At 67.1% G+C, this 23,328-nt stretch carries 29 protein-coding genes and 4 tRNA genes; 19 read left to right on the forward strand and 14 right to left on the reverse strand.

Features of this window, described 5'->3' with window-relative positions; translation table 11 throughout:
* The first annotated feature begins 170 nt into the window (after positions 1-170).
* A complete protein-coding gene (locus AC4LGL_RS01805) occupies positions 171-617 on the forward strand; it encodes a hypothetical protein (RefSeq protein ID WP_491837560.1) in 447 nt (148 codons plus the stop codon).
* Positions 618-787: 170 nt separating this feature from the next.
* Positions 788-1,228 carry a hypothetical protein gene (locus AC4LGL_RS01810; RefSeq protein ID WP_491837348.1) on the forward strand — a complete coding sequence of 147 codons (441 nt, stop codon included), beginning with the start codon at positions 788-790 and terminating at the stop codon, positions 1,226-1,228.
* Positions 1,229-1,249: 21 nt separating this feature from the next.
* Here the strand turns inward: AC4LGL_RS01810 and AC4LGL_RS01815 are convergent, their stop codons facing one another.
* Complete coding sequence (locus AC4LGL_RS01815) at positions 1,250-1,834, reverse strand: TetR/AcrR family transcriptional regulator (protein WP_491837349.1); 585 nt, start codon at positions 1,832-1,834, stop codon at positions 1,250-1,252.
* 80 nt (positions 1,835-1,914) lie between these two features.
* Between AC4LGL_RS01815 and AC4LGL_RS01820 the strand changes: the two genes are divergently transcribed.
* On the forward strand, positions 1,915-2,925 hold the full coding sequence (locus tag AC4LGL_RS01820) for an oxygenase MpaB family protein (protein WP_491837350.1): 1,011 nt from the start codon (positions 1,915-1,917) through the stop codon (positions 2,923-2,925).
* Between the two features lie 10 nt (positions 2,926-2,935).
* On the opposite strand, the gene AC4LGL_RS01825 is transcribed toward AC4LGL_RS01820, so the two are convergent.
* Positions 2,936-3,262, reverse strand: a complete 327-nt coding sequence (locus tag AC4LGL_RS01825; RefSeq protein ID WP_236734814.1) for a DUF732 domain-containing protein — start codon at positions 3,260-3,262, stop codon at positions 2,936-2,938.
* Positions 3,263-3,524: 262 nt separating this feature from the next.
* Here AC4LGL_RS01825 and AC4LGL_RS01830 point away from each other — a divergent pair, with 262 nt between their 5' ends.
* Entirely contained in the window at positions 3,525-3,890 is a 366-nt protein-coding gene (locus AC4LGL_RS01830) for a group I truncated hemoglobin (protein ID WP_491837351.1), read from the forward strand.
* A 32-nt stretch (positions 3,891-3,922) separates the two neighbouring features.
* On the opposite strand, the gene AC4LGL_RS01835 is transcribed toward AC4LGL_RS01830, so the two are convergent.
* Positions 3,923-3,998, reverse strand: a tRNA-Lys gene (locus tag AC4LGL_RS01835).
* A gap of 133 nt (positions 3,999-4,131) precedes the next feature.
* On the opposite strand from AC4LGL_RS01835, the gene AC4LGL_RS01840 reads away from it, so the two are divergent.
* The 4 genes from AC4LGL_RS01840 (at position 4,132) to AC4LGL_RS01855 (ending at position 5,196) form a co-directional block, all read left to right on the forward strand.
* Positions 4,132-4,204, forward strand: a tRNA-Glu gene (locus AC4LGL_RS01840).
* 36 nt (positions 4,205-4,240) lie between these two features.
* Positions 4,241-4,317 (forward strand) — tRNA-Asp (locus AC4LGL_RS01845).
* 39 nt (positions 4,318-4,356) lie between these two features.
* Positions 4,357-4,430, forward strand: a tRNA-Phe gene (locus AC4LGL_RS01850).
* Positions 4,431-4,671: 241 nt separating this feature from the next.
* Positions 4,672-5,196, forward strand: coding sequence for a hypothetical protein (locus AC4LGL_RS01855; protein WP_491837352.1), 525 nt, complete (start codon positions 4,672-4,674; stop codon positions 5,194-5,196).
* Between the two features lie 16 nt (positions 5,197-5,212).
* On the opposite strand, the gene AC4LGL_RS01860 is transcribed toward AC4LGL_RS01855, so the two are convergent.
* Genes AC4LGL_RS01860 through AC4LGL_RS01880 form a run of 5 tightly spaced genes read right to left on the reverse strand, consistent with a single transcriptional unit; the run spans position 5,213 to position 9,242 of the window.
* A complete protein-coding gene (locus AC4LGL_RS01860; RefSeq protein ID WP_491837353.1) occupies positions 5,213-6,370 on the reverse strand; it encodes a hypothetical protein in 1,158 nt (385 codons plus the stop codon).
* Positions 6,371-6,425: 55 nt separating this feature from the next.
* Complete coding sequence (locus AC4LGL_RS01865) at positions 6,426-7,244, reverse strand: L,D-transpeptidase (protein ID WP_491837354.1); 819 nt, start codon at positions 7,242-7,244, stop codon at positions 6,426-6,428.
* A gap of 38 nt (positions 7,245-7,282) precedes the next feature.
* Positions 7,283-7,465, reverse strand: a complete 183-nt coding sequence (locus AC4LGL_RS01870) for an SCO6045 C-terminal-like domain-containing protein (protein ID WP_491837355.1) — start codon at positions 7,463-7,465, stop codon at positions 7,283-7,285.
* Complete coding sequence (locus tag AC4LGL_RS01875; protein ID WP_491837356.1) at positions 7,462-8,328, reverse strand: MbnB/TglH/ChrH family RiPP precursor modification enzyme; 867 nt, start codon at positions 8,326-8,328, stop codon at positions 7,462-7,464. The genes AC4LGL_RS01870 and AC4LGL_RS01875 overlap by 4 nt, the downstream gene beginning before the upstream one ends.
* Positions 8,325-9,242, reverse strand: coding sequence for a TIGR04222 domain-containing membrane protein (locus tag AC4LGL_RS01880; protein WP_491837357.1), 918 nt, complete (start codon positions 9,240-9,242; stop codon positions 8,325-8,327). The genes AC4LGL_RS01875 and AC4LGL_RS01880 overlap by 4 nt, the downstream gene beginning before the upstream one ends.
* A gap of 334 nt (positions 9,243-9,576) precedes the next feature.
* Between AC4LGL_RS01880 and AC4LGL_RS01885 the strand changes: the two genes are divergently transcribed.
* The 3 genes from AC4LGL_RS01885 to AC4LGL_RS01895 are packed head-to-tail and all read left to right on the forward strand — an operon-like array spanning position 9,577 to position 11,032.
* Positions 9,577-10,143, forward strand: coding sequence for a YdcF family protein (locus AC4LGL_RS01885; RefSeq protein ID WP_064884867.1), 567 nt, complete (start codon positions 9,577-9,579; stop codon positions 10,141-10,143).
* Between the two features lie 22 nt (positions 10,144-10,165).
* Positions 10,166-10,408, forward strand: coding sequence for a hypothetical protein (locus AC4LGL_RS01890; protein WP_491837358.1), 243 nt, complete (start codon positions 10,166-10,168; stop codon positions 10,406-10,408).
* 24 nt (positions 10,409-10,432) lie between these two features.
* A complete protein-coding gene (locus tag AC4LGL_RS01895) occupies positions 10,433-11,032 on the forward strand; it encodes a TetR/AcrR family transcriptional regulator (protein WP_064933278.1) in 600 nt (199 codons plus the stop codon).
* Here the strand turns inward: AC4LGL_RS01895 and AC4LGL_RS01900 are convergent.
* A complete protein-coding gene (locus AC4LGL_RS01900; RefSeq protein WP_491837359.1) occupies positions 11,025-11,501 on the reverse strand; it encodes a DUF2834 domain-containing protein in 477 nt (158 codons plus the stop codon). The two genes, AC4LGL_RS01895 and AC4LGL_RS01900, sit on opposite strands and share 8 nt — an antisense overlap.
* 90 nt (positions 11,502-11,591) lie before the next feature.
* On the opposite strand from AC4LGL_RS01900, the gene AC4LGL_RS01905 reads away from it, so the two are divergent.
* Both AC4LGL_RS01905 and AC4LGL_RS01910 read left to right on the forward strand, forming a co-directional pair.
* The gene (locus AC4LGL_RS01905; RefSeq protein WP_491837360.1) at positions 11,592-12,197 is read left to right on the forward strand and encodes a TetR/AcrR family transcriptional regulator; all 606 of its coding nucleotides are present in this window, start codon (positions 11,592-11,594) and stop codon (positions 12,195-12,197) included.
* Positions 12,198-12,273: 76 nt separating this feature from the next.
* Entirely contained in the window at positions 12,274-13,830 is a 1,557-nt protein-coding gene (locus AC4LGL_RS01910) for a phytoene desaturase family protein (protein ID WP_491837361.1), read from the forward strand.
* On the opposite strand, the gene AC4LGL_RS01915 is transcribed toward AC4LGL_RS01910, so the two are convergent.
* Entirely contained in the window at positions 13,827-14,174 is a 348-nt protein-coding gene (locus AC4LGL_RS01915) for a UBP-type zinc finger domain-containing protein (RefSeq protein ID WP_491837362.1), read from the reverse strand. The two genes, AC4LGL_RS01910 and AC4LGL_RS01915, sit on opposite strands and share 4 nt — an antisense overlap.
* A 33-nt stretch (positions 14,175-14,207) precedes the next feature.
* Between AC4LGL_RS01915 and AC4LGL_RS01920 the strand changes: the two genes are divergently transcribed.
* Entirely contained in the window at positions 14,208-14,648 is a 441-nt protein-coding gene (locus tag AC4LGL_RS01920; RefSeq protein WP_077740406.1) for an SRPBCC family protein, read from the forward strand.
* A 15-nt stretch (positions 14,649-14,663) separates the two neighbouring features.
* Here AC4LGL_RS01920 and AC4LGL_RS01925 read toward each other — a convergent pair whose 3' ends face one another.
* Together AC4LGL_RS01925 and AC4LGL_RS01930 are read right to left on the reverse strand one after the other, a co-directional pair.
* The gene (locus AC4LGL_RS01925; RefSeq protein WP_491837363.1) at positions 14,664-15,140 is read right to left on the reverse strand and encodes an Hcp family type VI secretion system effector; all 477 of its coding nucleotides are present in this window, start codon (positions 15,138-15,140) and stop codon (positions 14,664-14,666) included.
* Between the two features lie 115 nt (positions 15,141-15,255).
* Positions 15,256-16,923 carry an alpha-keto acid decarboxylase family protein gene (locus AC4LGL_RS01930; protein WP_491837364.1) on the reverse strand — a complete coding sequence of 556 codons (1,668 nt, stop codon included), beginning with the start codon at positions 16,921-16,923 and terminating at the stop codon, positions 15,256-15,258.
* Between the two features lie 17 nt (positions 16,924-16,940).
* Here AC4LGL_RS01930 and AC4LGL_RS01935 point away from each other — a divergent pair, with 17 nt between their 5' ends.
* The 5 genes from AC4LGL_RS01935 to AC4LGL_RS01955 all read left to right on the forward strand — a co-directional run bounded on the left by AC4LGL_RS01935 (position 16,941) and on the right by AC4LGL_RS01955 (position 21,365).
* Positions 16,941-18,023 carry a CaiB/BaiF CoA transferase family protein gene (locus AC4LGL_RS01935; protein ID WP_491837365.1) on the forward strand — a complete coding sequence of 361 codons (1,083 nt, stop codon included), beginning with the start codon at positions 16,941-16,943 and terminating at the stop codon, positions 18,021-18,023.
* Positions 18,024-18,082: 59 nt separating this feature from the next.
* On the forward strand, positions 18,083-18,982 hold the full coding sequence (locus AC4LGL_RS01940) for a universal stress protein (protein WP_491837366.1): 900 nt from the start codon (positions 18,083-18,085) through the stop codon (positions 18,980-18,982).
* Positions 18,975-19,850, forward strand: a complete 876-nt coding sequence (locus tag AC4LGL_RS01945) for a universal stress protein (RefSeq protein ID WP_491837367.1) — start codon at positions 18,975-18,977, stop codon at positions 19,848-19,850. Before AC4LGL_RS01940 ends, AC4LGL_RS01945 begins: the two co-directional genes overlap by 8 nt.
* Positions 19,851-19,912: 62 nt before the next feature.
* Entirely contained in the window at positions 19,913-20,356 is a 444-nt protein-coding gene (locus AC4LGL_RS01950) for an SRPBCC family protein (RefSeq protein WP_491837368.1), read from the forward strand.
* Positions 20,357-20,447: 91 nt separating this feature from the next.
* Positions 20,448-21,365, forward strand: coding sequence for an LLM class F420-dependent oxidoreductase (locus AC4LGL_RS01955; RefSeq protein WP_491837369.1), 918 nt, complete (start codon positions 20,448-20,450; stop codon positions 21,363-21,365).
* Here the strand turns inward: AC4LGL_RS01955 and AC4LGL_RS01960 are convergent.
* A complete protein-coding gene (locus tag AC4LGL_RS01960) occupies positions 21,362-22,918 on the reverse strand; it encodes a sensor domain-containing protein (protein WP_491837370.1) in 1,557 nt (518 codons plus the stop codon). The genes AC4LGL_RS01955 and AC4LGL_RS01960 overlap by 4 nt on opposite strands.
* Positions 22,915-23,289 carry a hypothetical protein gene (locus tag AC4LGL_RS01965; protein ID WP_491837371.1) on the reverse strand — a complete coding sequence of 125 codons (375 nt, stop codon included), beginning with the start codon at positions 23,287-23,289 and terminating at the stop codon, positions 22,915-22,917. The genes AC4LGL_RS01960 and AC4LGL_RS01965 overlap by 4 nt, the downstream gene beginning before the upstream one ends.
* Positions 23,290-23,328 lie beyond the last annotated feature (39 nt).

Consider the following 23,328-nt stretch of genomic DNA (forward strand, 5'->3'; position numbering starts at 1 on the left):
TGTACCTGTTGGTAGCAGTCAATATATCTGTGTAACTCGGTGACATCAAGTTGCCCCGCTGGTGTCGTGCGAGCCCTGTTTCGCGAGCCCTGCGCCGCGCGCGGTGCACCGGTAGGATCCGCACGAACATCTGTCGGATACCCACGCTCGGAGGTTGGGCACACGTGAAAATGTCTGTCGTCGGTGCCGGAGCCGTGTTCGCCTCCGGTGCGGCCGTATCCCTGCTGTTCGGTGCCGGCGTGGCAGCCGCAGCTCCTGACGTGGTGGGTCAGACCTACTCGGACGCCTCGAGCGCGATCGAGGATAGCGGTTCCAGCGCCAAGGTGGCGGTCACTGTGGGAAGCAAGCTGTCCCAGGGGGATTGCATCGTCACCAACGCGTGGGACGCGCCGTTCGTGCGTGACGGTAGTCACGCCTCCGGCGAGGTCATGGTTGCTTTGAACTGCGACGGTGCGCACGCCACTGCCAACCATCCGGGCGCTTCGGTCGCCAGCCCGGCAGGCCGCGAGGCCAAGGCTGCAGACGATCTCGAGGAAGCGAAGCAGGCGTATGCCGAGCAGCAGGCCCAGCTCGCCGAGCAGGAAGGCCTTGCCGAGGCCAGCACCCCCGACGAGTAAGGGTTAATTACTCGATGTGAGCCCCGCTGCCGACTAAAATCCTGGTCAGCTCCCAAAGAGTGTTGCCGTGACACCTTGTCGCGGACCGCGGGGTTGCTGATACGTACGGCCCGAAGCGCCGTCGCCCCACCTCTCCGGGAGAGATCGCCGGACGGGGAAGGTCGGGCCATATGAAGATCGCGATCGGGTTCGGAAGCGCTATCGGCATGTCCGCGGCGGGTTTTGCGTTCGCGGTGATGGGGGCGGGGGCGGCTCAGGCGGCGCCGGACGTCGTGGGACAGACATACAGTGATGCGGTCAGCGCCATCGAGGATGGTGGCGGCACGGCGCATGTCGCCGTCAGCGTGGGTAGCCGGTTGCCGCGCGACGAGTGCATCGTCACCAATGCCTGGACCGTTCGGCAGTTGGTGCCGCAGACGTCCGACACCTACTTCGAATACAAAGAAGACGTGACCCAGGTGGCGCTGAACTGCGACGGCGACCATGCCACCGAGACCCATCCGGGCGCGTCCGTCGGCAGCCCGGCGGGCCGTGAGGCCAAGGCCGCCGAAGATGAGGCCGCCGCCGCCGAGCAGCAGCCGATCGCCGAGGCCAGTACCCCCGACGAATAACGGGGGCTTCGGGGAGTTCGCTCAGAAACTGGCGATGCGCCCGAGCAGCATGTCGACGCAGTAGTCGATGAACTGTTCGCGGCTGGCTGGCAGCCTCTCGTCGAGGTAGGCGCTGAACAGCGCGGTCAGTGCTCCGATCAGACTGGTGGCGACCATGGCCTGGCGCACCGGGTCGGCGATGCGGGTCAATTTGCGCTGCAGTAGTCCGATGAAGTTGGGCATCCATTCCGCGCCCGAGCGGGTCAGCACCGGTTCGGATTCCGGGGCCAGCAGCAGCACGCGGCCCTGGGTGGGGTCGTCCACCATCAGTGCGACGAATCGCTCGACCGCGTCGCGGGGCGTGGCCGCCGTGGTGAGGGCCGACATCGCCCGGGCGCAGACGTCGTCGTAGACGGCCCGGACGAACGTGTCGCGGTCGCTGAAGCTCTCGTAGAAGTAGCGTTCGGTGAGTTCGGCTGCGCGGCAGACAGCGCGGACCGTCAGGGCCGGGCCCTCGGCTTTGCCGAGTAGGCCGACCCCTGCTGCGATCAGTTCGTCGCGACGACGGGCCGCGCGTTCCTGCAGCGGAACGCCCGACCATCGGCCGCGTCGTTGACCGGATGGCACATCTACTCCTAAGCTCTGATGACAACGTGTGTAGTCACAATTGAAACAGCACCTTCGTTCTGCCGGCAGAAAGCGCACCTGTGACACAAGATACTTCTGAGACATGCCCGGTGACCAGCGGTTCCGATGCGGTGGCGGCGGGTTGCCCAGCCGCCCCGGGCGGGTACGAGGCGCCGCCGATACCCCTCGGGCCGGATTCGCTGACGTGGAAGTACTTCGGTGACTGGCGCGGCATGCTGCAGGGCCCGTGGGCCGGTTCGATGCAGAACATGCATCCGCAACTCGGTGCCGCGGTCGAGGAGCACTCGATCTTCTTTCAGGAGCGCTGGCCCCGGCTGCTGCGCTCGCTGTACCCGATCGGCGGCGTCGTGTTCGACGGCGATCGGGCGCCGCAGACCGGCGCCGAGGTGCGCGACTACCACGTCAACATCAAGGGCGTGGATGCTCAGGGGCGCCGCTATCACGCGTTGAACCCCGAGGTCTTCTACTGGGCGCATTCGACGTTTTTCGTCGGCACGATCATCGTTGCCGATCGGCTCGCGGGCGGGATCTCCGAGGCCGAGAAGCGGCAGCTCTTCGAGGAGCACAAGCAGTGGTACTCGATGTACGGGATGAGCATGCGCCCCGTACCGGAGACCTGGGAGGACTTCCAGGTCTACTGGGAACACATGTGCCGCAACGTGTTGGAGAACAACACCGCGGCCCGTGAGGTCTTGGATCTGTCCGAGCTGCCCAAGCCGCCGTTCGCGTCGAAGATGCCCGATTGGATGTGGGCGCTGCAGCGCAAGTATGTGGTCCACCCGTTGTTCGTCTGGTTCACCGTCGGGCTGTATCACCCGGCGGTGCGCGAGCTGATGGGCTACACCTGGTCGGAGCGCGACGAGAAAGTACATCGCCTGTTGGGCAAGGTGATTGGCAAGGTGTTCGCAGTGGTGCCGCGTCGGCGCCGCATGCATCCGCGGGCGCGCACTGCGTGGGATCGCGTCAGCGGCCGGCTCCCGGCAGACGCGCCGCTGGTGCACACCCCGGCCCGCAACCTGCCGCCAATCGGCCACCGCGACAACGGGATGCACTACTGCCCGAAGGTCTGAGCGGACCGCCTCAGCGCCCGACGAACGGGGCGTTCTGCGGGCAGTAGACCTTGACCGCACCCCGGACCAGGTTTGCGGCCTGGTGCTTGTCGATGCCTGCCTGGTTCATCAGCTGGCTGATCACTCCACGCACCGTGCGGGCGGGCTCGATCTTGCCCTTCGTCAGGGCATCGCAGACGCCGCGACCGACCTGGCCGGCCTCCTCGGCGGACGTGGTGGGAATTTTCAGGTCGTTGACGATGGTGAAGAACTGGTCGTCCTGAGTGTCCGCGTGGGCCGGTGCGACCCCGAATGCGGCGCTTGCCGCGAGCGCGGCCGCGCCGATCGCGGTCGCCATGGCTCGAGTGCGTAGGCGCCGGGAGAACATGCTGCTGACTCCTTCATGCTGTCGACCCCGAACGTGAACACGGGTCGCGAAATCTATCCAAAATCTCGCGGTCTTCGTTACGTTGGGCCGTCCGACCTCAGTGCACCACGATAAACGGCCCCGGCCCGCGCTGCGCAGGCCGCGTCGACGTCTCGTGCCCGTGAGGCGGCCGTAGCGGTTCGGCTACGCGTCCGAAATTGGGTGGCAACGACGCCAGGTGAGACTGGCCCCCATGGCGACCATCTATGACCAGATCGGCGGGGGCGAGGCACTCGAGACCGTCGTCGAGGACTTCTATCGGCGGGTACTTGCGGACGACGAGCTGGCCGGTTTCTTCACCGGAACCAACATGTCCAGGCTCAAGGGCAGGCAGGTCGAATTCTTCGCCGCGGCACTGGGCGGCCCCGTGCAGTACAGCGGCGCACCGATGCGTCAGGTCCATCAAGGCCGCGGCATCACGATGCATCACTTCAAGCTGGTGGCCGGCCACCTCGCCGACAGCCTCGCCGGTGCCGGGGTGCCCGAACCGATCGTGGGCCAGATCATCGCCGCGATTGCTCCGCTCGCCGACGAGATCGCGACCGCGCGGAGCGCGTGAAACGCACCGTGACCCGCCTTGCGGCGGGTGTGTGGTGCCCCCAGTAGGGCTCGAACCTACGACCTGCGGATTAAAAGTCCGTAGCTCTACCAACTGAGCTATAGGGGCGCGAGAAGACAGGGTACAAGATGACCGAAATTGGTGCTGCGACCACCTGGTTTGAAGATTTGGGCATCCGTACCCTAAGCTATCGAAGCTCCCAACGGACACGTTGTGAACACCCCGGAGAGATTCGGATTAGGCCCCCATCGTCTAGTGGCCTAGGACGCCGCCCTTTCACGGCGGTAGCACGGGTTCGAATCCCGTTGGGGGTACGCAACACGGAAACGTGGAGCATGCTGGAAAAGTAAGGCCCTGTGGCGCAGTTGGTTAGCGCGCCGCCCTGTCACGGCGGAGGTCGCGGGTTCGAGTCCCGTCAGGGTCGCCATCACGGCGAGGCACTTCGGTCTAAGGCCGACGGCCTTCCGGCCAGGTAGCTCAGTTGGTACGAGCGTCCGCCTGAAAAGCGGAAGGTCGCCGGTTCGATCCCGGCCCTGGCCACTGAGAGAACCCACTGGCGACAGTGGGTTTTTCTGTTTCTGAGGGCTACGAGAATCTCCCCACCGCAGAGGCGAGCGCCGACCCCGACGAGCTTGGGCCGACGTTCTTGTGATCGGTAGCAGCGGTCGCGGGAGACGATGTCTGGCGGAAGGGATGTCACACACCTTCGTCGACCCGACATCTTCCATGACGTCCTGTTCGACGGTTCCCAGGTGCTGACTCGAAGCCGGGGGTCCAGATCATGAGCACTGCGAACTCCCAGGAGCTCCAGGCACGCATTCGCCGGTGGTCACGAATACAGAACCTGGCCGGCGCGATGGCACTCGTCGGTATCGCGCTCCCGTTCGCCACATTCGGGATCGCACTTCTGGTGCACCAGGTCACCGGCGACGACAGCGTCTTCCCCGTTCTCATCTGGATGATCTGGGGAGGCCTCGCGCTCCTGGTCGTCGGTGCATTCCTGGAGAGCGAAGCGCAGGACCGGGTCCGCGAGGCGAGGTTCGCCGCCGGCTACAAGTCCGCCGGCATGGTCGAGTTCCGGAACGAGGAACCATCCACGGAAATTGGCGGATTCGATACGTTCACGCTCGTGATCAGCGCCGACGTGTCCGGGCGGGAGAAACTCCACCGGCGGTTGTACAGCAGGGATTACCCGGCAGACGCTGACGTGCAGGTGGGGCAGGTCGTGGTCTTTCGCCACACCAACCACGATCCTGACGACCTGGACGACATCCAGTTCGTGCGGTTCGCAGGCGGCCGGAAGTAGCCAGGCAGGATCGGTGTCAGAACCCTCGGAGGTCGATGTGGCCGCCGTCGGCGGTGTACCCCTCGACGGGCCGCAGTGTGTAGCCGTCACCGATGGTGTCGGTCCGGTAGAAGCGCTCGAACATGTCCGCCGCCTCCTGCGCAGTGAAGACCTCGTGGCGGCTGATCGCCTCGACGCTGCGCGGCAGCACGATGTCGACATCGAGCTCGGCTGTGCCAGGGTGTGGGTGGCCCACGACCGACCGCACCGACACCGCGCCGATATCGGCACCGCCGGGTCGGCAGAACTCGATCTGCATGGCCTCGGCTGTGCCGGCCGCCTGCAGGTACAGCGATGTGGAGAAGTCGGCTGGTGTTCCCGCCGGCGGGCGGGCGCTGACCACGATGGCCCAGGGGTCGGCGCCGTCCATCTCGGCGAGCGTTCGGCGCATGCTGCCGGGGTGATGTTCCCGACACAGACCTGTCTGTCTGCTCGCGCGTGACTCGTAGTGCACGGTGTAGTCGTGGGTGGGGATCAGGCTCGTCGTGAATTCTGCATACGCCGCAGGGCCTTTCGCGTAGGCGGTCAGGTACTTGAGCACGTCGACCGTCGAGGACATCCCACCCCGCTCGCCGCGGGCGATCGCGGTGTCGGCCACTTGTGCCGCGTCAGAGGTCCGGCCGGCGGCGATCAGTGCGGTGACCGTGCGGGTCAAGGCCCGGTTGGGGGCGATGCCGTCCGGGTGTTGCTCCACCGCCGCTGCGTAATCGGCCACAGTCGGGTGCGCGGCGATGAACTCGGCACGGACCCGGTCGAACTCGTCGAGTATCGGATCCCAGTCTGGTTCGCTGGTGACCGGAACGTCCCGGTGACCACTGCCGATCCGCAGCGGTTGCACCTTGAAGGCGCCGTTGATGCGGCGGTTGATCTGCATCTGCCGCCCCATCACCACGTCGGGCATGAAAGCGGCCCACAGGATCTCGTCGACGGCTAGCGGCTTGATGTCGACGGTCCAGCTGATCCGCAGCCGGTCCGGGTCCTTGTCCGGGTGGAACGCCTGCGGGTAAAAGAGTTCGGTGACGTAGACGTCGTCGAGGAGGAACCCGGCCGCGGTGACGAACCGCATCCCGCGGCGTCGGCATGCAGGTTTGAAGGCGTCGTTCCACGCCTGAAGGATCGGTGATGCTTTCGCCACGGTTCCCCCTTACCGCGCTCCGGCGACCGCTACCGCGTGCTGACCGTCGCGAGACCTAGATCTGCCAGTCGTTGGAGCCGTCGTACCGGGTGTAGGTGCCGGTCGAGTTCTGAACGATGATGGGATCGCCAGGGCGGACGGTGTCGAAGAACCACTGCGCGTTCGACGGGCTGATGTTGATGCAGCCGTGACTGACGTTGCGCTTGCCTTGATCGGCCACCGACCATGGGGCGCTGTGCACGAAGTCGCCGCTGTCGTCGAACCGGACGGCCAGATCGACGTTCAGCTTGTATCCGTTCGGCGAGTTGACCGGAACACCGTAGGTCGACGAATCCATCACCACCGACGGCATCTTCTCCTGAACGTAGAAGGTGCCGTTCGGAGTCTGGTGGCCGCCGGATGCCATGCCCATCGACATCGGGATGGTTTTCTCGACGGTCCCGTTGCGGGTGACGGTCAGTTGGTGGGTGGCGTCGTTGGCCGTGGCCACCAACGCGTCCCCGATGTTGAAGTTGGACACCGTGCCGCCGGCGTCGACGGTGACCGTGGTGTGGGCGGGCCAGAAGCTCAGTGGACGCCAGCGCAGTTGTGTGGGGGTGATCCAATAGAACTTGCCGGGCACTTCGGGGACCGACGAGATGTGGATGGCGTTTTCGGTGGCACCGGCATCGTCGACGGGTCCCGGGAAGTTGATGATGACCGGCTGGGCCACGCCGACGGTCGCTCCGTCGGCCGGCACGAGCCTCGGCGGCTCGAACGGAGCCGGATCTGCCTGCGCGGCACCGGCGCCCAACGCCAACGCACAGCCCACCATCGAAGCCGCTCCGGCCGCCCTCAAGGCGCCGAAAAGTCTTCCCCTCGTCCAGTCACTCATCGGACCATCGTGTCACGCTGCCCGGACTGTCCGGTATTTCAGCGCCACACCGACCACCACCGGCGCCGCCGAGGGGCGGCGACCGAGTGCGCGTCGCGCTTGTGACGACACACCTCGCCTGCCGCAGCCACGGCCGCCGGATCGAAACCGGGCGGTACCGGGCCATCGGCCACCAATGCCCGCACCAGGGCTTCCTGCCGCTGAGCCAGGCTTTCGCTCATGCCCACACCTTTCGTGCGCCGGGGGTGATCGACGCGGCTCCCGCGGCCGTGGCGATCGCGTCCAGTTCGTCGAACAATTCCGCCGCCGGCGGGTAGCGCCCGTCGCGCTCGAGCATGAAGGGGGTGTCCACCCGCTCACGCAGCACGGTGACCAGGTCCAGCACCTCCGGTGGCGTCCGTTCGGTGTGGGTGTCGTGATAGAAGTCGTCACCCTGGCGGCCACCCGCGACGTGGCTGTAGGCGACCCGCTCGACGGGGAGCCGGGCGAGCTCGCGTTGCGGATCGAGGCCCCGATTCCGGGCATTGGCATAGACATTCGCCACGTCGAGCACCAGCAGCACGTCGGTGCGCTCCACCAGTTCGGTGAGGAACTCCGACTCGCTGAGGTCCGACTCCGGCCACTCCACGAACGAGGCGATGTTCTCCACCGCCAGTGGTACGGGCAGCTGCGCGGAGGTGCGGATGATGTTGTGCACCAATACATCCAGTGCCTCCCGGGTGCGGGGCACCGGCAGTAGGTGCCCCGCCTCGATCCCACCGGCCCGCACGAAGGCGATGTGCTCGCTGACCAAAGGGGATCCCAATGCCTCGGCGCAGGCCGCCAACCGACGGACCCGGGCCGGCTGCACCGGTTCCACACCGCCCAGGGACAGGGCGACCCCGTGCGGGATCACCGGGACCCCGGCGGCCGCGAGCCCGGCGAGCATCGGATCGGGCCGGGCCCGGCGGCGCCGTATCGGCACCGCCTCGGCGATCACCTCGCAGAAGCCGGGGGTGAGGTCGGCTATCAGCCCGGCGATCTCGCGGCGCCACCCCAGCCCCACGTCGCCCAGCGCGGGCACGGTGCGGGTCGCGGCGGTCATCCGCCGCACCCTCCGCAGCCGCCGCACCCACCACATCCGCTTCCGCAACCACCCCCGCCGCCGTCGCCGCCGCAGGAGGCGCCGCAGCCGCCACCGTCAGCGCCGCCGGAGGAATCCCCGGCCAGTTGCACGGAACTGGAGTAGTCGGAGTCCACCGCCCACAGTGCTGCGGTGCCGAACAACGCCACCGAAAGGGCCACCGCTGCCGGCCCATACGTTTCGTAGGCCGGGCGCTCGGCCGGATTCAGGTAGGACAGCCGTCCCTGCTCGGCGGCCAGCCGTTGCCGGCCCGCCCGCGTCAGCCGGTTGACCGTGAGCAGGCGGGGCAGCACCACAGCGGTGTAGAAGACGGTCGCCATGATCAGCATCACCAGCGACATCACGTAGCGCGGCTCCTCGTCGGCGTGGATCGCCAGGTAGACGCAGTAGCCGATGCCGATCGCCAGCACGGGAAACGACGGTGCCGCGCCCCACCGCATCCGCGTCCGCTCCGACTGGCTGCGGAGCAGACCACGTTCGGCCAGCTGTAGTTCCAGCGCGGCCAGATCGGCCTGGGAATCGGTGAACAGGCCCGGTACGGTGTGCCCCGGATCGGCGGCGACCCGCGCGAGGGTCTGTTCGGTGAACCGGTCGTCCTCCGGGCCGGCCGGCACCGCGTGGTCCACTCGTCCGTTGCCGGTGATTCGTCCACTGGCGCGCAGTCCGGCCAGGGCGGCGACCACCGGTGCGACCTCCGATCGCAGCAGTGCGAGCTCGGTCGGGCTGATGGGTTCCTGGCTTGCCGGTCGTTGCGGGGCAGTGGCGGCCCGCCAGAGAACCGCGAAGACCGCCGCTGCGACCAGTGCGGCCAAATACCATTTCGCCTCTGCGGTCATGGCTGACGCATAGAAATCAAGCACTTCGTGGATCGACATCACAGTCACCTCCTGGTGTTCGGTTTCGACCACCGTGCCGGGTTGTGCCGGCTACCGGTCACAACTTTCAGTCGGGTCACTGTGGCGCACGGCCCCGGCTGAACCAGCCAGCGTGCACGGCGGGGGACAGGAGTTGGTGAGGGCTCATTGGCCGTTGAATGAGGAAAATCCGTTGCGTCAGCGGGTGTTCCGAAGCCCGTGATTTCGGGCGCGGAAGTGACGGAATACCGGAAAAGTCACAGTAGGCACACTGCGCCTCACGGACCATATCTGTAACATCACCCTCAGAGGCATCGATAATCACGCGTGTCGCAAATTTTTCGGGGGTGAACCTGTGCGCCGAGGGTTGGCGGCAACTGTCCTGGCCGTGACGGTGGTGTTCGGCGGGCTGAGCGCGCCCGTCGCCCAGGCAGTCCCGCCGGTGGCCGGCAAGGATTTCACCAAGCCCGCGATCGTCATCCTGGGCTACGGGCTGAAGCCGGACGGGTCGATGCGGGCCATCCTGTATCACCGTGTGCTCACGGGGCTGGCGATCGCCCAGTCGTTCCCGCAGTCGCCCGTCATCGTCACCGGCGGCAACCCGCAGAACGGTCAGACCGAGGCGGCGCAGATGCGCAATCTGCTTCTCATGCTGGGTTTCCCGGCCAACCGGATCATCGTCGAGGACAAGGCCAACAGCACCGTGCAGAACGCGCAGTTCTCGGTGCCGCTGGCCAAGAAGGCCGGTGCCACCGGGATCATCGTGGTGACCTCGTCGACGCATCAGGGCCGCGCGGATCAGAACTTCGCGGACGCCGGCGGCACTGTGCTGGCCACCGTGAGCTTCCCGGACGGAAACCCGTCGGTGAACATCGCGCAGTTCGTGCGCGACGTCCTGAGCCCGATAACGCCGATCGGCTGACCTGCGGGGTTACGCTGCCGGAATGGGTCGGATCGTCTTGGCTGTCGTCGCGCTGGTGGTGGTGCTCGCGCCGCCTGCCGCCGCTGAACCGGCCGCGTTGGATCCGACCGGCAACCGTTCCGGGGGGCCCGTTCCGACGGTCAACGGTGTGCCGTGTGTGGGCGGCAATCTCGGTGTCTGTCTCAGCTTCCGGCAGAACCGGCCACCCGCCGCCAGCCCGGGGGCGCGGTCCAGCGTCGGCCATAGCCCCACCGTGCGTCGTTGACCGGCACTACCATGGCAGCCCGAGATGAACAGTCCTACGACGTCGGTTGAGGCCGACAAGAGCGCGTTCCGGTCGCGGCTGCTCGATGCCATGATTCAGTCGGTCGTCGAGGACGGCTATCAGAACACCACGGTCGCCGATATCGTGCGGCGGGCCAAGACGTCGCGCCGCACGTTCTATGAGCACTTCGCCAGCCGTGAGGAGTGTTTCGTTGCGTTGTTGACCACGGTCAACACCAGGCATGTGCGGGAGATCGCCCGGGTGGTCGACCGCGATGCGCCATGGCAGGCTCAGGTCCGCCAGGCAGTCGAGGCGTGGATCGGCTCATATCAGGCTCACCCCGAGTTGATGCTGGCCTGGATTCGCGATCTGCCGACCATGGGGACCGCGGCGCGGACGCTGCAACGCGAGTCGATGGAGAACTTCGTCGCGATGGTGCAGGTGATGACCAGCTCCGAGGCGTTCCGCGCGGCCGGGGTGTCGATCTCGCGGCGCCGCACGATCATGATGATCGGCGGGTTGCGCGAGCTCACCGCGATGACCGTCGAGAGCGGCGGCGAGGTGGGCGAGATCATCGAGGACGCGGTACAGGCCTGCACCGCGATGCTGACCCCGCTCAGCTGACGGCGACCTCGGCCTGCTGGTGGCGGCGCTGCCGTTCGATGGTGGCGAAGTAGAAGGCGAACGCGAATGCGAAGCTGGTGAACAGGCTCGAGACAAAGAACAGCCAGGGATGGCGGATGCCGCGTCGTAGCCCGTCGATGATCGTAAACAGCGGCAGCAGAATGACGTTCGCGATCGTGTAGTCGGCGCTGGCCGAGCCGGCGGCGGGGTTGGTGTACCCGAGTGCGATGAACTCGGCCCAACTTCCGGGCCCCCAGATCGGGTTGCCGCCCGGTACGGCGTAGTGCGCGACAAACCGCATGTTGAAGTACCAGCAGATCGGGATCGATGCGAGGCCGACGACGTAGAAGGCCAGTTCGACGCGGGACAGCGCCGGTCCCGGCGGGCGGGCGAAGATCCCGGGGTTGAGTCGGATCACGAGCGCGACGACGGCCACGCCCAGAATTGCATGAACGATGAGCGACACCATGGCGTGAGCACACTCGCGATCCGAAGTTTTGTCAATATTGACATTTCGCATCGTCGGGGGACGGCCCGGCGATGCGGTAATTTCACTGCCATGGCCAGGCCCGCGCAGACCGCGCGCAGTGAGCGCACGCGCGAGGCGCTGCGGCAGGCCGCGTTGGTCCGATTCCTCGCCCAAGGGGTCGAGGACACCTCGGCCGAACAGATCGCCGCGGACGCCGGGGTCTCCCTGCGCACGTTCTACCGGCATTTCACGTCCAAACACGACCTGCTGTTCGCGGACTACGACGCCGGCCTGCACTGGTTTCGCGCCGCGCTGGCCGAACGCCCGGCGTCCGAATCCGTCCTCGACTCCGTGCAGTCGGCCATCCTGGCGTTCCCTTACGACGTCGATGCGGTGACGAAAATCGCCAGCATGCGCGCGGTGGAACTCGACCCCGACCGGATCGTGCGCCACATCCGCCAGGTCGAAGCGGACTTCGCCGACGCGGTGGCCGAACTGCTCGTGGCACGTCGGGGTCAGGTGCCGGAGGGTGATGACCGGCTGCGGATCGTGGTGACCGCCCGATGCGTCGCGGCCTCGGTGTTCGGGGCCATGGAGTTGTGGATGGTCGGCAACGAGGCGGGGGAGCGGTCACTGCCCGAGCTGGCGCGGATGTGCCGGACCGCGCTGGAAGCGTTGCGCTCCGGGCTGGCTTGAGTCCGAGCTCGCCACCGGCCCATCCAATGTTTTGTCATTATTGACAAAACATTGGGGTCGGTGCCAGCCTCAAGCGATGGCGGACTACGACGCGATCGTGATCGGCGCCGGGCACAACGGGTTGGCCGCGGCGGCCCTGTTGGCGCGGGCCGGAAGGCGCACCCTGTGTCTGGAGGCCAAGCGGTATGCCGGCGGGATGGCCTCGACCGTGGAGCTTTTCGACGGCTACCGCTTCGAGATCGCCGGGTCACTGCAGTTCCCGACCTCGGCCGTGGTCAGCGCTGAGTTGGGGCTGGACTCCTTGCCGACCGTGGACCTCGAGGTCATGTCGGTGTCACTACGTGGAATCGGCGACCCTCCGGTGGTCTACTACGCCGACCCGATGAAGATGCTCGGTCACCTGGGTGAGGTTCACGGCGCCGACGCGGTGGCCGGCATGGCGGGCCTGATGGGCTGGAGTCTGGCACCCACCCGGGCGCTGGGCCGGTTCGACGCGGGTCGCCCGCCCCGCACGCTCGACGAGATGTATGCCTGCGCGGCAACAGAATCCGAGCGGGCAGCCATCGATGACCTGCTGTTCGGGTCGGTCAGCGACGTCCTGGACCGTTACCTGCCGGACAAGGACAAGCACGGGGCGCTGCGCGGCATGCTTGCCTTTCTCGCGGTCAACACCACCTACCGCGGGCCCGAGACGCCGGGCAGCGCGGCCGCCCTGGCCTATGGCCTGGCGGTGCCCGACGAGAACGCCGTGCTGATGAAGAAGCTGGCCGGCGGAATCGGCGCTCTGACCGAACATCTGCATGCCCTGCTGACCGCCGCCGGGGGTGAGCTGCGGTTGCGCAGCAGCGTCGACCGGATATCGGTCGACGACGGACGGATCACCGGCGTGCGCCTGGCCGACGGTACGACGGTCACCGCGCCCGTCGTGGTGTCGGCGATCGCCCCGGACACCACGGTGACCAAGCTGCTCGATCCCGAAGTACTGCCGGCCGAGGTCCGCGAGCGGTTCACCCGGATCGACCATCGTGGCAGCTACCTGCAGATGCATTTCGCCCTCGACGGAGCCCCCACCTTCGGCGCTCCGTACGAGATGCTCAACGACCCTGAAATGCAGGCTGCCATCGGCCTTTTCAGCACTCCGGAGGAACTGCAGCAGCAGTGGCAGGACGCTCGCTGCGGGATCGTGCCCGCCGATCCCGCCATCGCCTTCCAGATCCCGTCGGCGCACGATCCGACGCTGGCCCCCGCGGGCAAGCATGCCGCCTCGGCGTTCGCGCTGTGGTTCCCGGTCGAGGAGTCGGCATCCGGTTACGGCGAACTCAAGGATGAGATGGGGCGGCGGGTCATCGAGAAGATCACCCGGCTGGCACCGGATTTTGAGCGGCGGATCATTCGGCACACCACGTTCACACCTCGCCACATGGGCACCATGTTCGGCGCACCGGGCGGCGATTACTGTCACGGACTGATCCATCCGGAGCAGATGGGGCCCAATCGCCCCGGTCCCAAAGGGTATGTCGGTCAGCCGATTCCGATCGACGGCCTGTATCTGGCCAGCGCGGGCTGCCACGGCGGGCCGGGCATCACCTTCATCCCCGGCTACAACGCGGCCAAGGCGGCGCTGGGCGACTAGCGATTGCGCAGTTGTTCGGCCCAGTCCTTGGGTACCCGCCCCTTCGGGCCCGGCGCGGGCTGATCGATCGGATGATGCTGCGGCTGCGCGAGCTCGGGCCCGTCGTAGTACTGGTTGGTCTCGAAGTTCCAGAACCAGTCCTCGCCCGGTTCGAACGAGCGGATGATGGGGTGCCCGCTTTCCCGCCAGTGCGCCGAGGCATGACGGGCCAGCGAATCATCGCAGCACCCGATATGGCCGCATGCCGCGCAGCGCCGCAGATGGACCCACCAGCCTCCATCGGCGGTGCACTCCGCACATCCGGGTCCGCTGGGGCGGGCGGTCGGATCGACCGGATTAGTCATATCGCTGAGCGTAGCCCCGGGTAATCTCGCCGCATGGCAACCAGCGATTCCCGTGAAGTAGTGATCGAGGCGACGCCCCAGGAGATCCTCGACGTCGTTGCCGATGTCGAGGCGACGCCGAGCTGGTCGCCGCAATACCAGCGTGCCGAGATCCTCGAGTCCTACGACGACGGCCGGCCCAAGCAGGTGAAGATGACGGTCAAGGCCGCCGGGCTGACCGACGAGCAGGTCATCGAATACACCTGGAGCGAGAACAAGGTCAGCTGGACGCTGGTGAGCGCCGGCCAGCTCAAGGCCCAGGACGCCAGCTACACCCTGACGCCCGAAGGTGACAAGACCAAGGTGCGGTTCGACATCACGATCGACCTGTCGGTGCCGCTGCCGGGCTTCATCCTCAAGCGGACCATGAAGGGCGGCGTGGAGACCGCCACCGAGGGCCTGCGCAAACAGGTGCTCAAGGTCAAGAAGGGCTGAACCTGCGGGGAGCGGTCAGCCTGGCTGGTTGGTTCGCACATCGAAGATGAAATGCTGGCCCTCGTCGAAGGATCCGTCCAGACGCCTCCGTCGATACAGCGGGTCAACCTTGCCGAACCGCAGGGTCACCGTTTCGGTGTACGGCTGAACCTCCGTGCCGTTCTGGTTGACGGCGGTGATGGTTACGTCGGAAAGCTTGACGGTCAGATAGTCCTGGGTTTCCCCGGGCTTGCGGTGACTGATCGTCGCTTGCGCCAGATGCCGTCCGGTGGCGCAGGTCAGCAGCAGCGCAGGGGTCGCGCTGTCGATGGTGTGGACGATCAGCAGATCCTGAAACGTCGGCTTGCCCGCACCCCCGCCGCCACCGGATGGTGCTGAGCCGCTGTTGGCCACACCCCACGAGAACGACACCACGTCGATCTCGTCAGGGTGTCTGGCGTCGACCGATTCACCTTTGATGTCACCGATTTTCGCGAAGATCTCTGTGGACATCGGATGTCTCCCTGTGCGGCCGGTACTTGCAACTGCCATTGCACCGGAGCGGAGTCGCCGCGAATAGAGTAGTGGCCTACTCGATTCGCCGCCGCTTGTCGCCGAACCACAGCGCCTAGTTCGAGTTGGCGTCCGAGGCGGACTGCGCCAACTCGGTCAACAGTGGCGGGATGTCCATCCGGCCCAGCATCACCTCGAGAAACACCATCCGCTCCGGGGTGGCTGCCGCGGCGGTCAACGCATCGTCGAGTTCGCCGTAGGTGCTGACCCGGAAGGTGAGCGCATCGGGGACGCCGAGCGCGGCGGGCAGCTCGGTCCAGCGCCAACCGGTGATGTCGTTGTATTCGGCTGTGACACCGTGGATTGCGCGTTCCACGGTGTAGCCGTCGTTGTTGACCACCACGACAACCGGGGTCAGGCCCTCACGGCCGAAGGCGCCCAACTCCTGGATGGTCAGCTGGGCGGCGCCGTCACCGATGAGCAGCACGGTGCGGCGGCCCCGGTCGGCCACCCCGGCGCCGAGCGCGGCGGGCAGGGTGTAGCCGATCGATCCCCACAGTGGTTGGCCGATGAACGTCACCCCCGACGCCAACCGGTGTCCGGCCATGCCGTAGAACGACGTGCCCTGATCGGCCAGCACCACATTGCCGGGGGTGAGGGCCTCAGAAAGCCGGTCCCACAAGGCTTCCTGTGTCAACGCGGTATCCCGCCCGGGTGGGTCGGTGTGTGTTCGGATGGGGAGCGAGGGCAGCGCGGGTGAGGTGATGCCGCGCTCGGTGAGGATCGCCGTGACGGCCTCGAGCGCGGCCGACATGTCCAGTGGGGCGTAGACCTGCCCGGCCACCACGCTCTGGTTGGCGCCGATGTCGATGGTGCGGGCCGGGTCGATGCGTTGGCTGAAGAAGCCGCTAACCATGTCGGTGAACAACACGCCCGCGGTCACCAGCACCGGAGCGTCTTCGATCGCCTCGCGCACCGAATGTTCGCTGGCTGCACCGGCATAGATGCCGAGATAGTTGGGTGAGCTCTCGTCGACCAGGCTCTTGCCCCACATCAGGGTGGCGTGGCCGACCGTATCGGCCGACAGCAGCGCACTGAGTTCTTCGACGCAGTCCAGGCGGTGCACCAGGAAATCGGCGAGCACGGTCAGCGGATGATCGCCGATCAACTCCGCGGCGGCCGCGGTGAACATCGAGAGGGCGCGCGGACTGGTGCCGCCGGTGTAGCGGGGCAGCGGTGCGGCGGGAGGTTCGGTGGGGAACCGGGCCACATCCGTCGCGATCAACAGGTAGCCGGGCCGCTTCTGCTCGCGTACCTCCGAGAGCACCCGGTCGATCTCGCGCGTCGCGGTCGCCGGCACCAGATTCGCCTGGGCGCAGGTGATCTCGCGACTGATCCGTAGAAAGTGATCGAAGTCCCCGTCGCCCAGGGTGTGGTGCACGATCCGACGCGCCGCCTGGGAATCCTTGGACGGCGCACCGACGATGTGCACCACCGGCACATGTTCGGCGTAACTGCCCGCGATTGCATTCGCCGCCGACAGTTCACCGACCCCGAATGTGGTGACCAGGGCGGCCATGCCGCGCAGCCGCCCGTAGCCGTCGGCGGCATAGCCGGCGTTGAGCTCGTTGGCGCCGCCCACCCAGCGGAGCGTCGGGTGGGCGAGGATGTGGTCGAGGAACTCCAGCTGGTAATCGCCGGGGACGCCGAAAACCTCGGTCACACCGAGTTCGGCGAGCCGGTCGAGCAGGTAGTCGCCGACGGTGTAGCCGTTTTCGCTCATGCCTTAGTGTGCCTCGCATGACCAACACGGGACCGCTCGCCGGAGTGCGAGTTATCGAACTCGGGGGCATCGGCCCCGGACCGCACGCCGCGATGATGCTCGCCGACCTGGGGGCCGACGTGGTGCGGGTACGCCGTCCCGGTGGCCTGACCATGCCCGCCGAGAACGTCGACCTGATGCACCGCGGCAAGCGGATCGTGGACCTGGACGTCAAGTCCGAGCCCGGCAAGCTGTTGGACCTGGTCGCCAAAGCCGATGTGCTGCTGGACTGTTTCCGTCCGGGCACCTGCGAGCGTCTCGGCATCGGTCCGGTCGAGTGCGAGGCCGTCAACCCGCGGCTGATCTTCGCCCGGATCACCGGCTGGGGTCAGGACGGGCCGCTGGCCACCACGGCGGGCCACGACATCAACTACCTGTCGCAGACCGGCGCGCTGAGCGCGATCGGCTACCGCGACCGCCCACCGGTGGCCCCGCTCAACCTGGTCGCCGATTTCGGTGGCGGCTCGATGCTGGTGCTGATCGGCATCGTCACCGCGCTGTACGAGCGCGAGAAGTCCGGTAAGGGCCAGGTCATCGACGCCGCGATGGTCGATGGCGTCAGCATGCTGGCGCAGATGATGTGGACGATGCGGGCCACCGGATCGCTGCGCGACGAACGCGAGTCGTTTCTGCTCGACGGCGGCGCTCCCTACTACCGGACCTACGAGACGTCGGACGGCGGCTACATGGCCGTCGGTTCGATCGAACCGCAGTTCTTCGCTCAGCTGGTGGCCGGTCTCGGTCTGGACGCCGCCGAGATCCCCGGGCAGTTCGAACTGACCCGGTATGACGAGATGCGGGCCATCTTCACCGAGCGGTTCGCCACCAAGACCCGCGACGAGTGGACCGAGATCTTCGCGGGCACCGACGCATGCGTGACGCCGGTGCTCACCTGGGGTGAGGCTGCCGAGGGCGAGCACCTGCAGGCCCGGTCGACGCTGGTCACCGTGGACGGTGTCACCCAGGCGGCCCCAGCCCCGCGGTTCTCTCGGACCTCGCCGGCAACGCCCGGCGGTCCGCCGCAGTCGAGCACCGACATCGCCGACATCGGCTGGACCTGACCGGCACCTGAGGTCTTTGTGCCCTGGCGATCGGGCTCAGAAGCAGCCACGATGAGGGTGTGACTTCCTCGGACGCACCAGTAGTAGTCGGAATCAACGGCAGCGACGGCGCACTCGACGCGGCCCGCTGGGCGGGCGCCGTCGCCGCCCGGTTCGGCGCGCCGCTGCGCATCGTGCACGCCCTACCGTCGATCGGCCGCAATCTGACCCAGACCGCGGCCGCCCTGACCGCGGCGATGATGTCGTACCAGCGCGACATGGCCCAGGCGTTCCTCAAGGCAGCGGACGAGGCCGTGCGCGCCGATCACCCCGACCTGTCGGTATCCACGGTCTCGTTCAACGAAGCCGCCGACCAGGTGCTGATCGAGGCCAGCCGGGAGGCACGCCTGGTGGTCCTCGGCGGTAAGACGGTGACCCCGGCGGCGGCCCTGTTGATCGGGTCGACGGCGCTGGCCGTCGCGACCCGGGCCGCCTGCCCGGTGGTCGCCTTCCGCGGCGATCGGGTCGCCCCGGGGGACGGCCCGGTCGTCGTCGGGGTCGACGACAGCCCCGCGGCGCAGGCGGCGCTGGAGACAGCATTCGATTTCGCGGAGCGGTTCGGGCTGCCGATCACCGCAGTGCGGTCGCTGTCGCTGGCCGCTCCGGCCGAGACCGGTGTCACCATCCCCCTGCTGATCGACTGGGATGGCGTGGAGTCCGCCGAACTGGCGGCCCTGACCGAGACCGTCGACGCCCACGAGAAACGCCACCCCGCTGTCACCGCCAAGTGCTACATCGAGCCGGACTCGCCTGGCAAGGCACTGCTGAAGCATGTCGACGATTCCGGGCTCGTGGTGGTCGGGTCACGCGGCCGCAACGCGCTGGCCGGCGTGCTGCTGGGCTCGACGAGCCTGAACCTGCTGCACCACAGCCCGGTACCGGTGATGATCTGTCGGGCACAAGGAGATTCGCATGAGTGAGCACGACGCCCGGTACGGCATCGTCGTCGGGGTTGACGGGTCGCCGGCATCGGACAATGCAGTGGCGTGGGCGGCCCGGGATGCGGCCTTGCGTGGTGTGGAGCTCACCCTGGTGCACGCACTGCCCGGTGCCATGTCGCCGGTCTGGTTGGATGTGGCTCTGCCCCAGGACTATTGGGACTACCAGGACCAGCTGGGTCAGGATGTCCTCGATGCTGCCCAACGGATCGCCCAGGAGGCTGCCGGGGCGCATCCGCTTCAACTCGTCGCCAAAGCTGTTCCGGGGCATGCGGTGGCCACACTGATCGAGTACTCGCGGCGCGCCGATCTGGTGGTCGTGGGTTCCCGCGGCCTGAGTAAATGGGGACGCCGGTTGCTCGGATCGGTGAGTTCGAGTCTGGCGCTCCATGCCCACGGTCCGATGGCGGTGATCCCCCACAACGAACGCCCGCCGACGGCGCCCGTGGTGGTCGGGGTCGACGGGTCACCCGCGTCGGAGCTCGCCACCGCGATCGCGTTCGACGAGGCCTCGCGGCGCGGTGTGGAGCTCGTGGTCCTGCACACCTGGACGGACTTGAACTTCGAGTTCCCCGCCGTCAAGTGGGAGGATCTGAGCAGCGAGGCCGAGCGTGCGCTGTCCGAACAGCTGGCCGGATGGGGCGAGCGGTACCCGGACGTCGCGGTCCGGCGGGTGGTCATGCCCGATGAGCCGGCTCGTCAATTGTTGGCGCAGGCCGACACCGCGCAGCTCGTCGTGGTCGGCAACCGAGGTCGGGGCGGATTCGCCGGGATGCTGCTGGGCTCGGTCAGTTCCGCGGTGGTGCATTCATCCACCGCGCCGGTGATCGTTGCGCGGCAACCCAACTGATTGTCGGCGCTTCAAAGCGAAGAATCCCAGCATCGGGCGGCGCAGTTCGCTAGATTTGGGGCGTGGCCGTACAGGCATCACGCGAGGCGGTCTTCGACGCCTCGCCGGAGGCGATCATGAATGTGCTCGCCGACGTAGACGCGCTGCCGACCTGGTCTGCGGTCCACCGTCGCGTCAAGATCATCGACCGCTATCCCGACGGCAGGCCGCACCATGTCAGGGCAACGATGCGGTTGATGGGTATCACCGACAAGGAAGTGCTCGAGTTCCACTGGGGCGACAACTGGATGGTGTGGGATGCCGAACCCAACCTGCAGCAGCGTGGCCAGCACGTCGAATACAACCTGACGCCCGAGGTGGACAGGACGCGGGTGCGGTTCGACATCATCGTCGACCTCGCCATGCCGATCCCGGAGTTCCTGGTCAAGCGTGCAAAGACCCTCGTTCTCGACGTGGCCATCGAGCGGTTGCGTCAGCGCGTCATGAGGAATTCACGGCACTGGTGAGCGTCGCCCAGCCGAATTCGTAACTTCCCAGAGTCCGGCGCAGCGTGATCGGAACGGAATAGCCCCGCCCGCCCTGCCTGTTGGTGCGGATATGCCGACCGGAGTCGTCCTCACCCTGAACCCGTCCGCCCCCAATGTTGTCGACGCCGCGATCTCACAGGCCCGCACCGCGTATTCGGCCGGGGTCCGTCAGATCTGGGTGGCCCAACAGTTCGACATCGATGCCATCACCCTGGCCGCTTTGATCGGGGCCGCGGTGCCCGGTCTCGGCGTCGGCACCTCGGTGGTGCCGCTCAATCCCCGTCACCCACTGGTGGTGGCGTCGGCCGCGCAGACCGCGCAGGCCGGCACGCACGGAAACTTCACGCTGGGTCTCGGCTTGGGCTCGCATGCGCCCGAGCACCGGGCATTCGGCACGGTGTGGTCGGATCCGGTCGGCCGGTTGCGGGAGCACCTCCAGGTGCTCCACGCGATCCTGCACGACGGTGCGGTCGATTTCCACGGCACGGAGTTCACCGCCAGCCCCGAGTGGCCCGTTCATGTGCCCGGTGGTGCCCCGGTCCCGGTGTACGTCGCTGCGATGGGGCCGAAAGCTCTTCGGGTGACCGGTGAGCTGGCTGACGGGACACTGCCGTACCTCGCCGGGCCGCGCACGGTGGGGGATTTCATCGTGCCGACGATCACCGAGGCGGCCACGGCGGCGGGCCGGCCCCGACCTCGCGTGGTGGCCATGGTTCCGGCGCTCGTCGCCGACGACGTCGATGCCGCCCGCGACGCCGCCGCGCAGCGGCTGGAGTTCTATGCGACCATCCCGTCGTATCGAAAGATCATTGCCCGCGAACAGGTTTCCAGCGTTGCGGAATTGGCCGCGGTCGGGTCGGCAGAGCAGGTCCGGGCACAGTTGCAGCGCTATCTCGACGCCGGCGCCACCGACGTGGCGCTCAGCCCGATCCGGACCGAACCTGAGGATCTGGCCGCGCTGTGGGCGGTGGCCGCCACACTGCCCTAGTCGGTGGGAATCCGGTTCCGCACATCGAAGGCGACAGCGGCCGCCTGAGACGGCTCCTTCACGCCACACAGGTCGACGGCAACGACGATATTGGATTTGGCCGCCAGGGCTTGGGCGCAGTCGGAGACGGAACCTGGTGATGCCGAATCAGTCACTGACAGAACACTGTTCTGCACCACGCGGTTGCCGAGGGTGCGTTGCTGAGCCTCACCGTTGCGGTATACCGCGGCACTCTTGCCCGCGCAGTACCCCCAATGCTCCTGCGCCGTCACCATGAAGGAATCGGCCGCCGCCGGGTCGGGGAAGATCATGACGCGCTGCTGCAAATGCACGCGGCCGGATGCTCCTTCGCCGGTGATCTCGCGTTCCCGCATCGCTGCGATGCCTGCGGGGAACGGCGGCAGAGACGATGGGAGCGCAGATGGGTCTTCCTCGGCTGCACAACCTTTCGATGACGATGGATTGCCGTTGGCGGGTGCGGTGTCGCTGCTCAGGTCAGGGCCGGTAGCGCTGAGACTGCCGGCGCCCACCAGCGTCTGTGCTCTCTCAGCACCGATCAGGATCTGCTCCAGGTCGGGCTCCTGGTAGGTGCGCACCACTTCCGGGCACTGCCAGAACTCGTCGACGGCAGGCCCTTTCGCCACGGGCGTCGAGTCCACCACCGCGGTGACGCGGTGTGTCGCGTCAGGAGTCACGGTGATGGCGTAGCCCTGCTCCCGTGACCACCTGGCCGGTACCAGCACGTAGCGGCCTGCGTGCGCGTCCAGGACGCGGAGACATTCGTAGCGGTAGACCGGCGCAGTCGGTGGCCCTTGGCTCGGCAGGATCGTCATCTTCACCAGATTCTCTGGAATGTTCAGCGCCTCAGTGGTGTCCACCTGCACCGCCGTGTATTCACCGTCGGCCGGCCACAGCTTGCCCGCGGCATCCTCGCCGTTGCGTTTACCCTGGTCGACGGCGTACAGGTCGGTAACCCAGAACAGCGCCCCCACCAGGCCTACGGCCGCCAGTGCGAGCAGGAGCCGCTCGGCCGTCCTGGACAGCCGGCCGACACCGGTGAGTCTCAGTGTCCAATAGCCGGCGGCCAGTAGCGCGATTCCGGCGGCGATCGTCACTGCCATGTACATGTCGGGCGGATTGTCGAACACCGATTTGATCAGGCTGCGATCGGACACCAGCCACACCACGGCGACACCCAAGGCGACTGCGCCCAGGGCCGCCAAGAGCCATGCGATGGTGCGTAGCAAGGTGATTCGCCGCCCGGTGCCCGACCAGTGCCGAAAAGCCGCAGCTGCCAGCACCAGTGCCGCGAGCACGATCAGCACCCGCAGCGACGCGAAGAAGAATGTGCCGATGGTGGATACGACGTAGTCGGCCGACGTGTAGCCCACGGTCCCTGGATCGACGCCGAAGTAGTGCAGCCGATTGCGGATCGCAAGTAGGCCGAAGAAGTAGCACAACCCGGTGATCAGTGATGTCGGCGCGACGAACACGACTACCAGGCTCAACCACCGCTCCGCCGATTGGGTCAGTGACTTCGTATCGTCGGTCACGCCGGCGGCGCCTGCGTGGTGGGAACAGACGTCACCGGAAGGTGCTCCGTCGTCGTCGGCGTCAGAGTGAACGTCGGGGTGGGCAGCGTCGTGATCGGCGATTCCGAAGTCGGCAGCGGAAGCGTCGTGCCCGTCGACGGCGTGGTGCTGGTGTAGCCACCGGGGTTCGTGGTGGTTGTCGGGGCCTGGTAGGTGGCGACCGGTCCCGGCGTGGTGGTCGTGGTCGACGGCAGTGTCGCGCTCCCAGTCGCCGGTGGCGGTGGCGGCGGCGGGTCGCTCTTGGTCTCCCCGCTACAAGCCACCGCCAGTGCGGCGGCCGCGGCGACCGCCGCGAACCCTGCCGCGCGCCCCACCGTCGATCCGATGTTCATCAGGCCTCCCACCAGTGTCTTTACGATGGTGGCAAATTC

The organism is Mycolicibacterium arcueilense, from assembly GCF_058536225.1.

Excerpts from the sequence above, each read along its gene's own strand:
- AC4LGL_RS01805 (WP_491837560.1), top strand. The coding sequence starts at position 171 with ATGTCTGTCGTCGGTGCCGGAGCCGTGTTCGCCTCCGGTGCGGCCGTA.
- AC4LGL_RS01810 (WP_491837348.1), top strand. The coding sequence starts at position 788 with ATGAAGATCGCGATCGGGTTCGGAAGCGCTATCGGCATGTCCGCGGCG.
- AC4LGL_RS01825 (WP_236734814.1), bottom strand. The coding sequence starts at position 3,262 with ATGGCGACCGCGATCGGCGCGGCCGCGCTCGCGGCAAGCGCCGCATTC.
- AC4LGL_RS01830 (WP_491837351.1), top strand. The coding sequence starts at position 3,525 with ATGGCGACCATCTATGACCAGATCGGCGGGGGCGAGGCACTCGAGACC.
- AC4LGL_RS01855 (WP_491837352.1), top strand. The coding sequence starts at position 4,672 with ATGAGCACTGCGAACTCCCAGGAGCTCCAGGCACGCATTCGCCGGTGG.
- AC4LGL_RS01865 (WP_491837354.1), bottom strand. The coding sequence starts at position 7,244 with ATGAGTGACTGGACGAGGGGAAGACTTTTCGGCGCCTTGAGGGCGGCC.
- AC4LGL_RS01870 (WP_491837355.1), bottom strand. The coding sequence starts at position 7,465 with ATGAGCGAAAGCCTGGCTCAGCGGCAGGAAGCCCTGGTGCGGGCATTG.
- AC4LGL_RS01875 (WP_491837356.1), bottom strand. The coding sequence starts at position 8,328 with ATGACCGCCGCGACCCGCACCGTGCCCGCGCTGGGCGACGTGGGGCTG.
- AC4LGL_RS01880 (WP_491837357.1), bottom strand. The coding sequence starts at position 9,242 with ATGTCGATCCACGAAGTGCTTGATTTCTATGCGTCAGCCATGACCGCA.
- AC4LGL_RS01890 (WP_491837358.1), top strand. The coding sequence starts at position 10,166 with ATGGGTCGGATCGTCTTGGCTGTCGTCGCGCTGGTGGTGGTGCTCGCG.
- AC4LGL_RS01895 (WP_064933278.1), top strand. The coding sequence starts at position 10,433 with ATGAACAGTCCTACGACGTCGGTTGAGGCCGACAAGAGCGCGTTCCGG.
- AC4LGL_RS01900 (WP_491837359.1), bottom strand. The coding sequence starts at position 11,501 with ATGGTGTCGCTCATCGTTCATGCAATTCTGGGCGTGGCCGTCGTCGCG.
- AC4LGL_RS01905 (WP_491837360.1), top strand. The coding sequence starts at position 11,592 with ATGGCCAGGCCCGCGCAGACCGCGCGCAGTGAGCGCACGCGCGAGGCG.
- AC4LGL_RS01910 (WP_491837361.1), top strand. The coding sequence starts at position 12,274 with ATGGCGGACTACGACGCGATCGTGATCGGCGCCGGGCACAACGGGTTG.
- AC4LGL_RS01915 (WP_491837362.1), bottom strand. The coding sequence starts at position 14,174 with ATGACTAATCCGGTCGATCCGACCGCCCGCCCCAGCGGACCCGGATGT.
- AC4LGL_RS01920 (WP_077740406.1), top strand. The coding sequence starts at position 14,208 with ATGGCAACCAGCGATTCCCGTGAAGTAGTGATCGAGGCGACGCCCCAG.
- AC4LGL_RS01925 (WP_491837363.1), bottom strand. The coding sequence starts at position 15,140 with ATGTCCACAGAGATCTTCGCGAAAATCGGTGACATCAAAGGTGAATCG.
- AC4LGL_RS01930 (WP_491837364.1), bottom strand. The coding sequence starts at position 16,923 with ATGAGCGAAAACGGCTACACCGTCGGCGACTACCTGCTCGACCGGCTC.
- AC4LGL_RS01935 (WP_491837365.1), top strand. The coding sequence starts at position 16,941 with ATGACCAACACGGGACCGCTCGCCGGAGTGCGAGTTATCGAACTCGGG.
- AC4LGL_RS01945 (WP_491837367.1), top strand. The coding sequence starts at position 18,975 with ATGAGTGAGCACGACGCCCGGTACGGCATCGTCGTCGGGGTTGACGGG.
- AC4LGL_RS01955 (WP_491837369.1), top strand. The coding sequence starts at position 20,448 with ATGCCGACCGGAGTCGTCCTCACCCTGAACCCGTCCGCCCCCAATGTT.
- AC4LGL_RS01965 (WP_491837371.1), bottom strand. The coding sequence starts at position 23,289 with ATGAACATCGGATCGACGGTGGGGCGCGCGGCAGGGTTCGCGGCGGTC.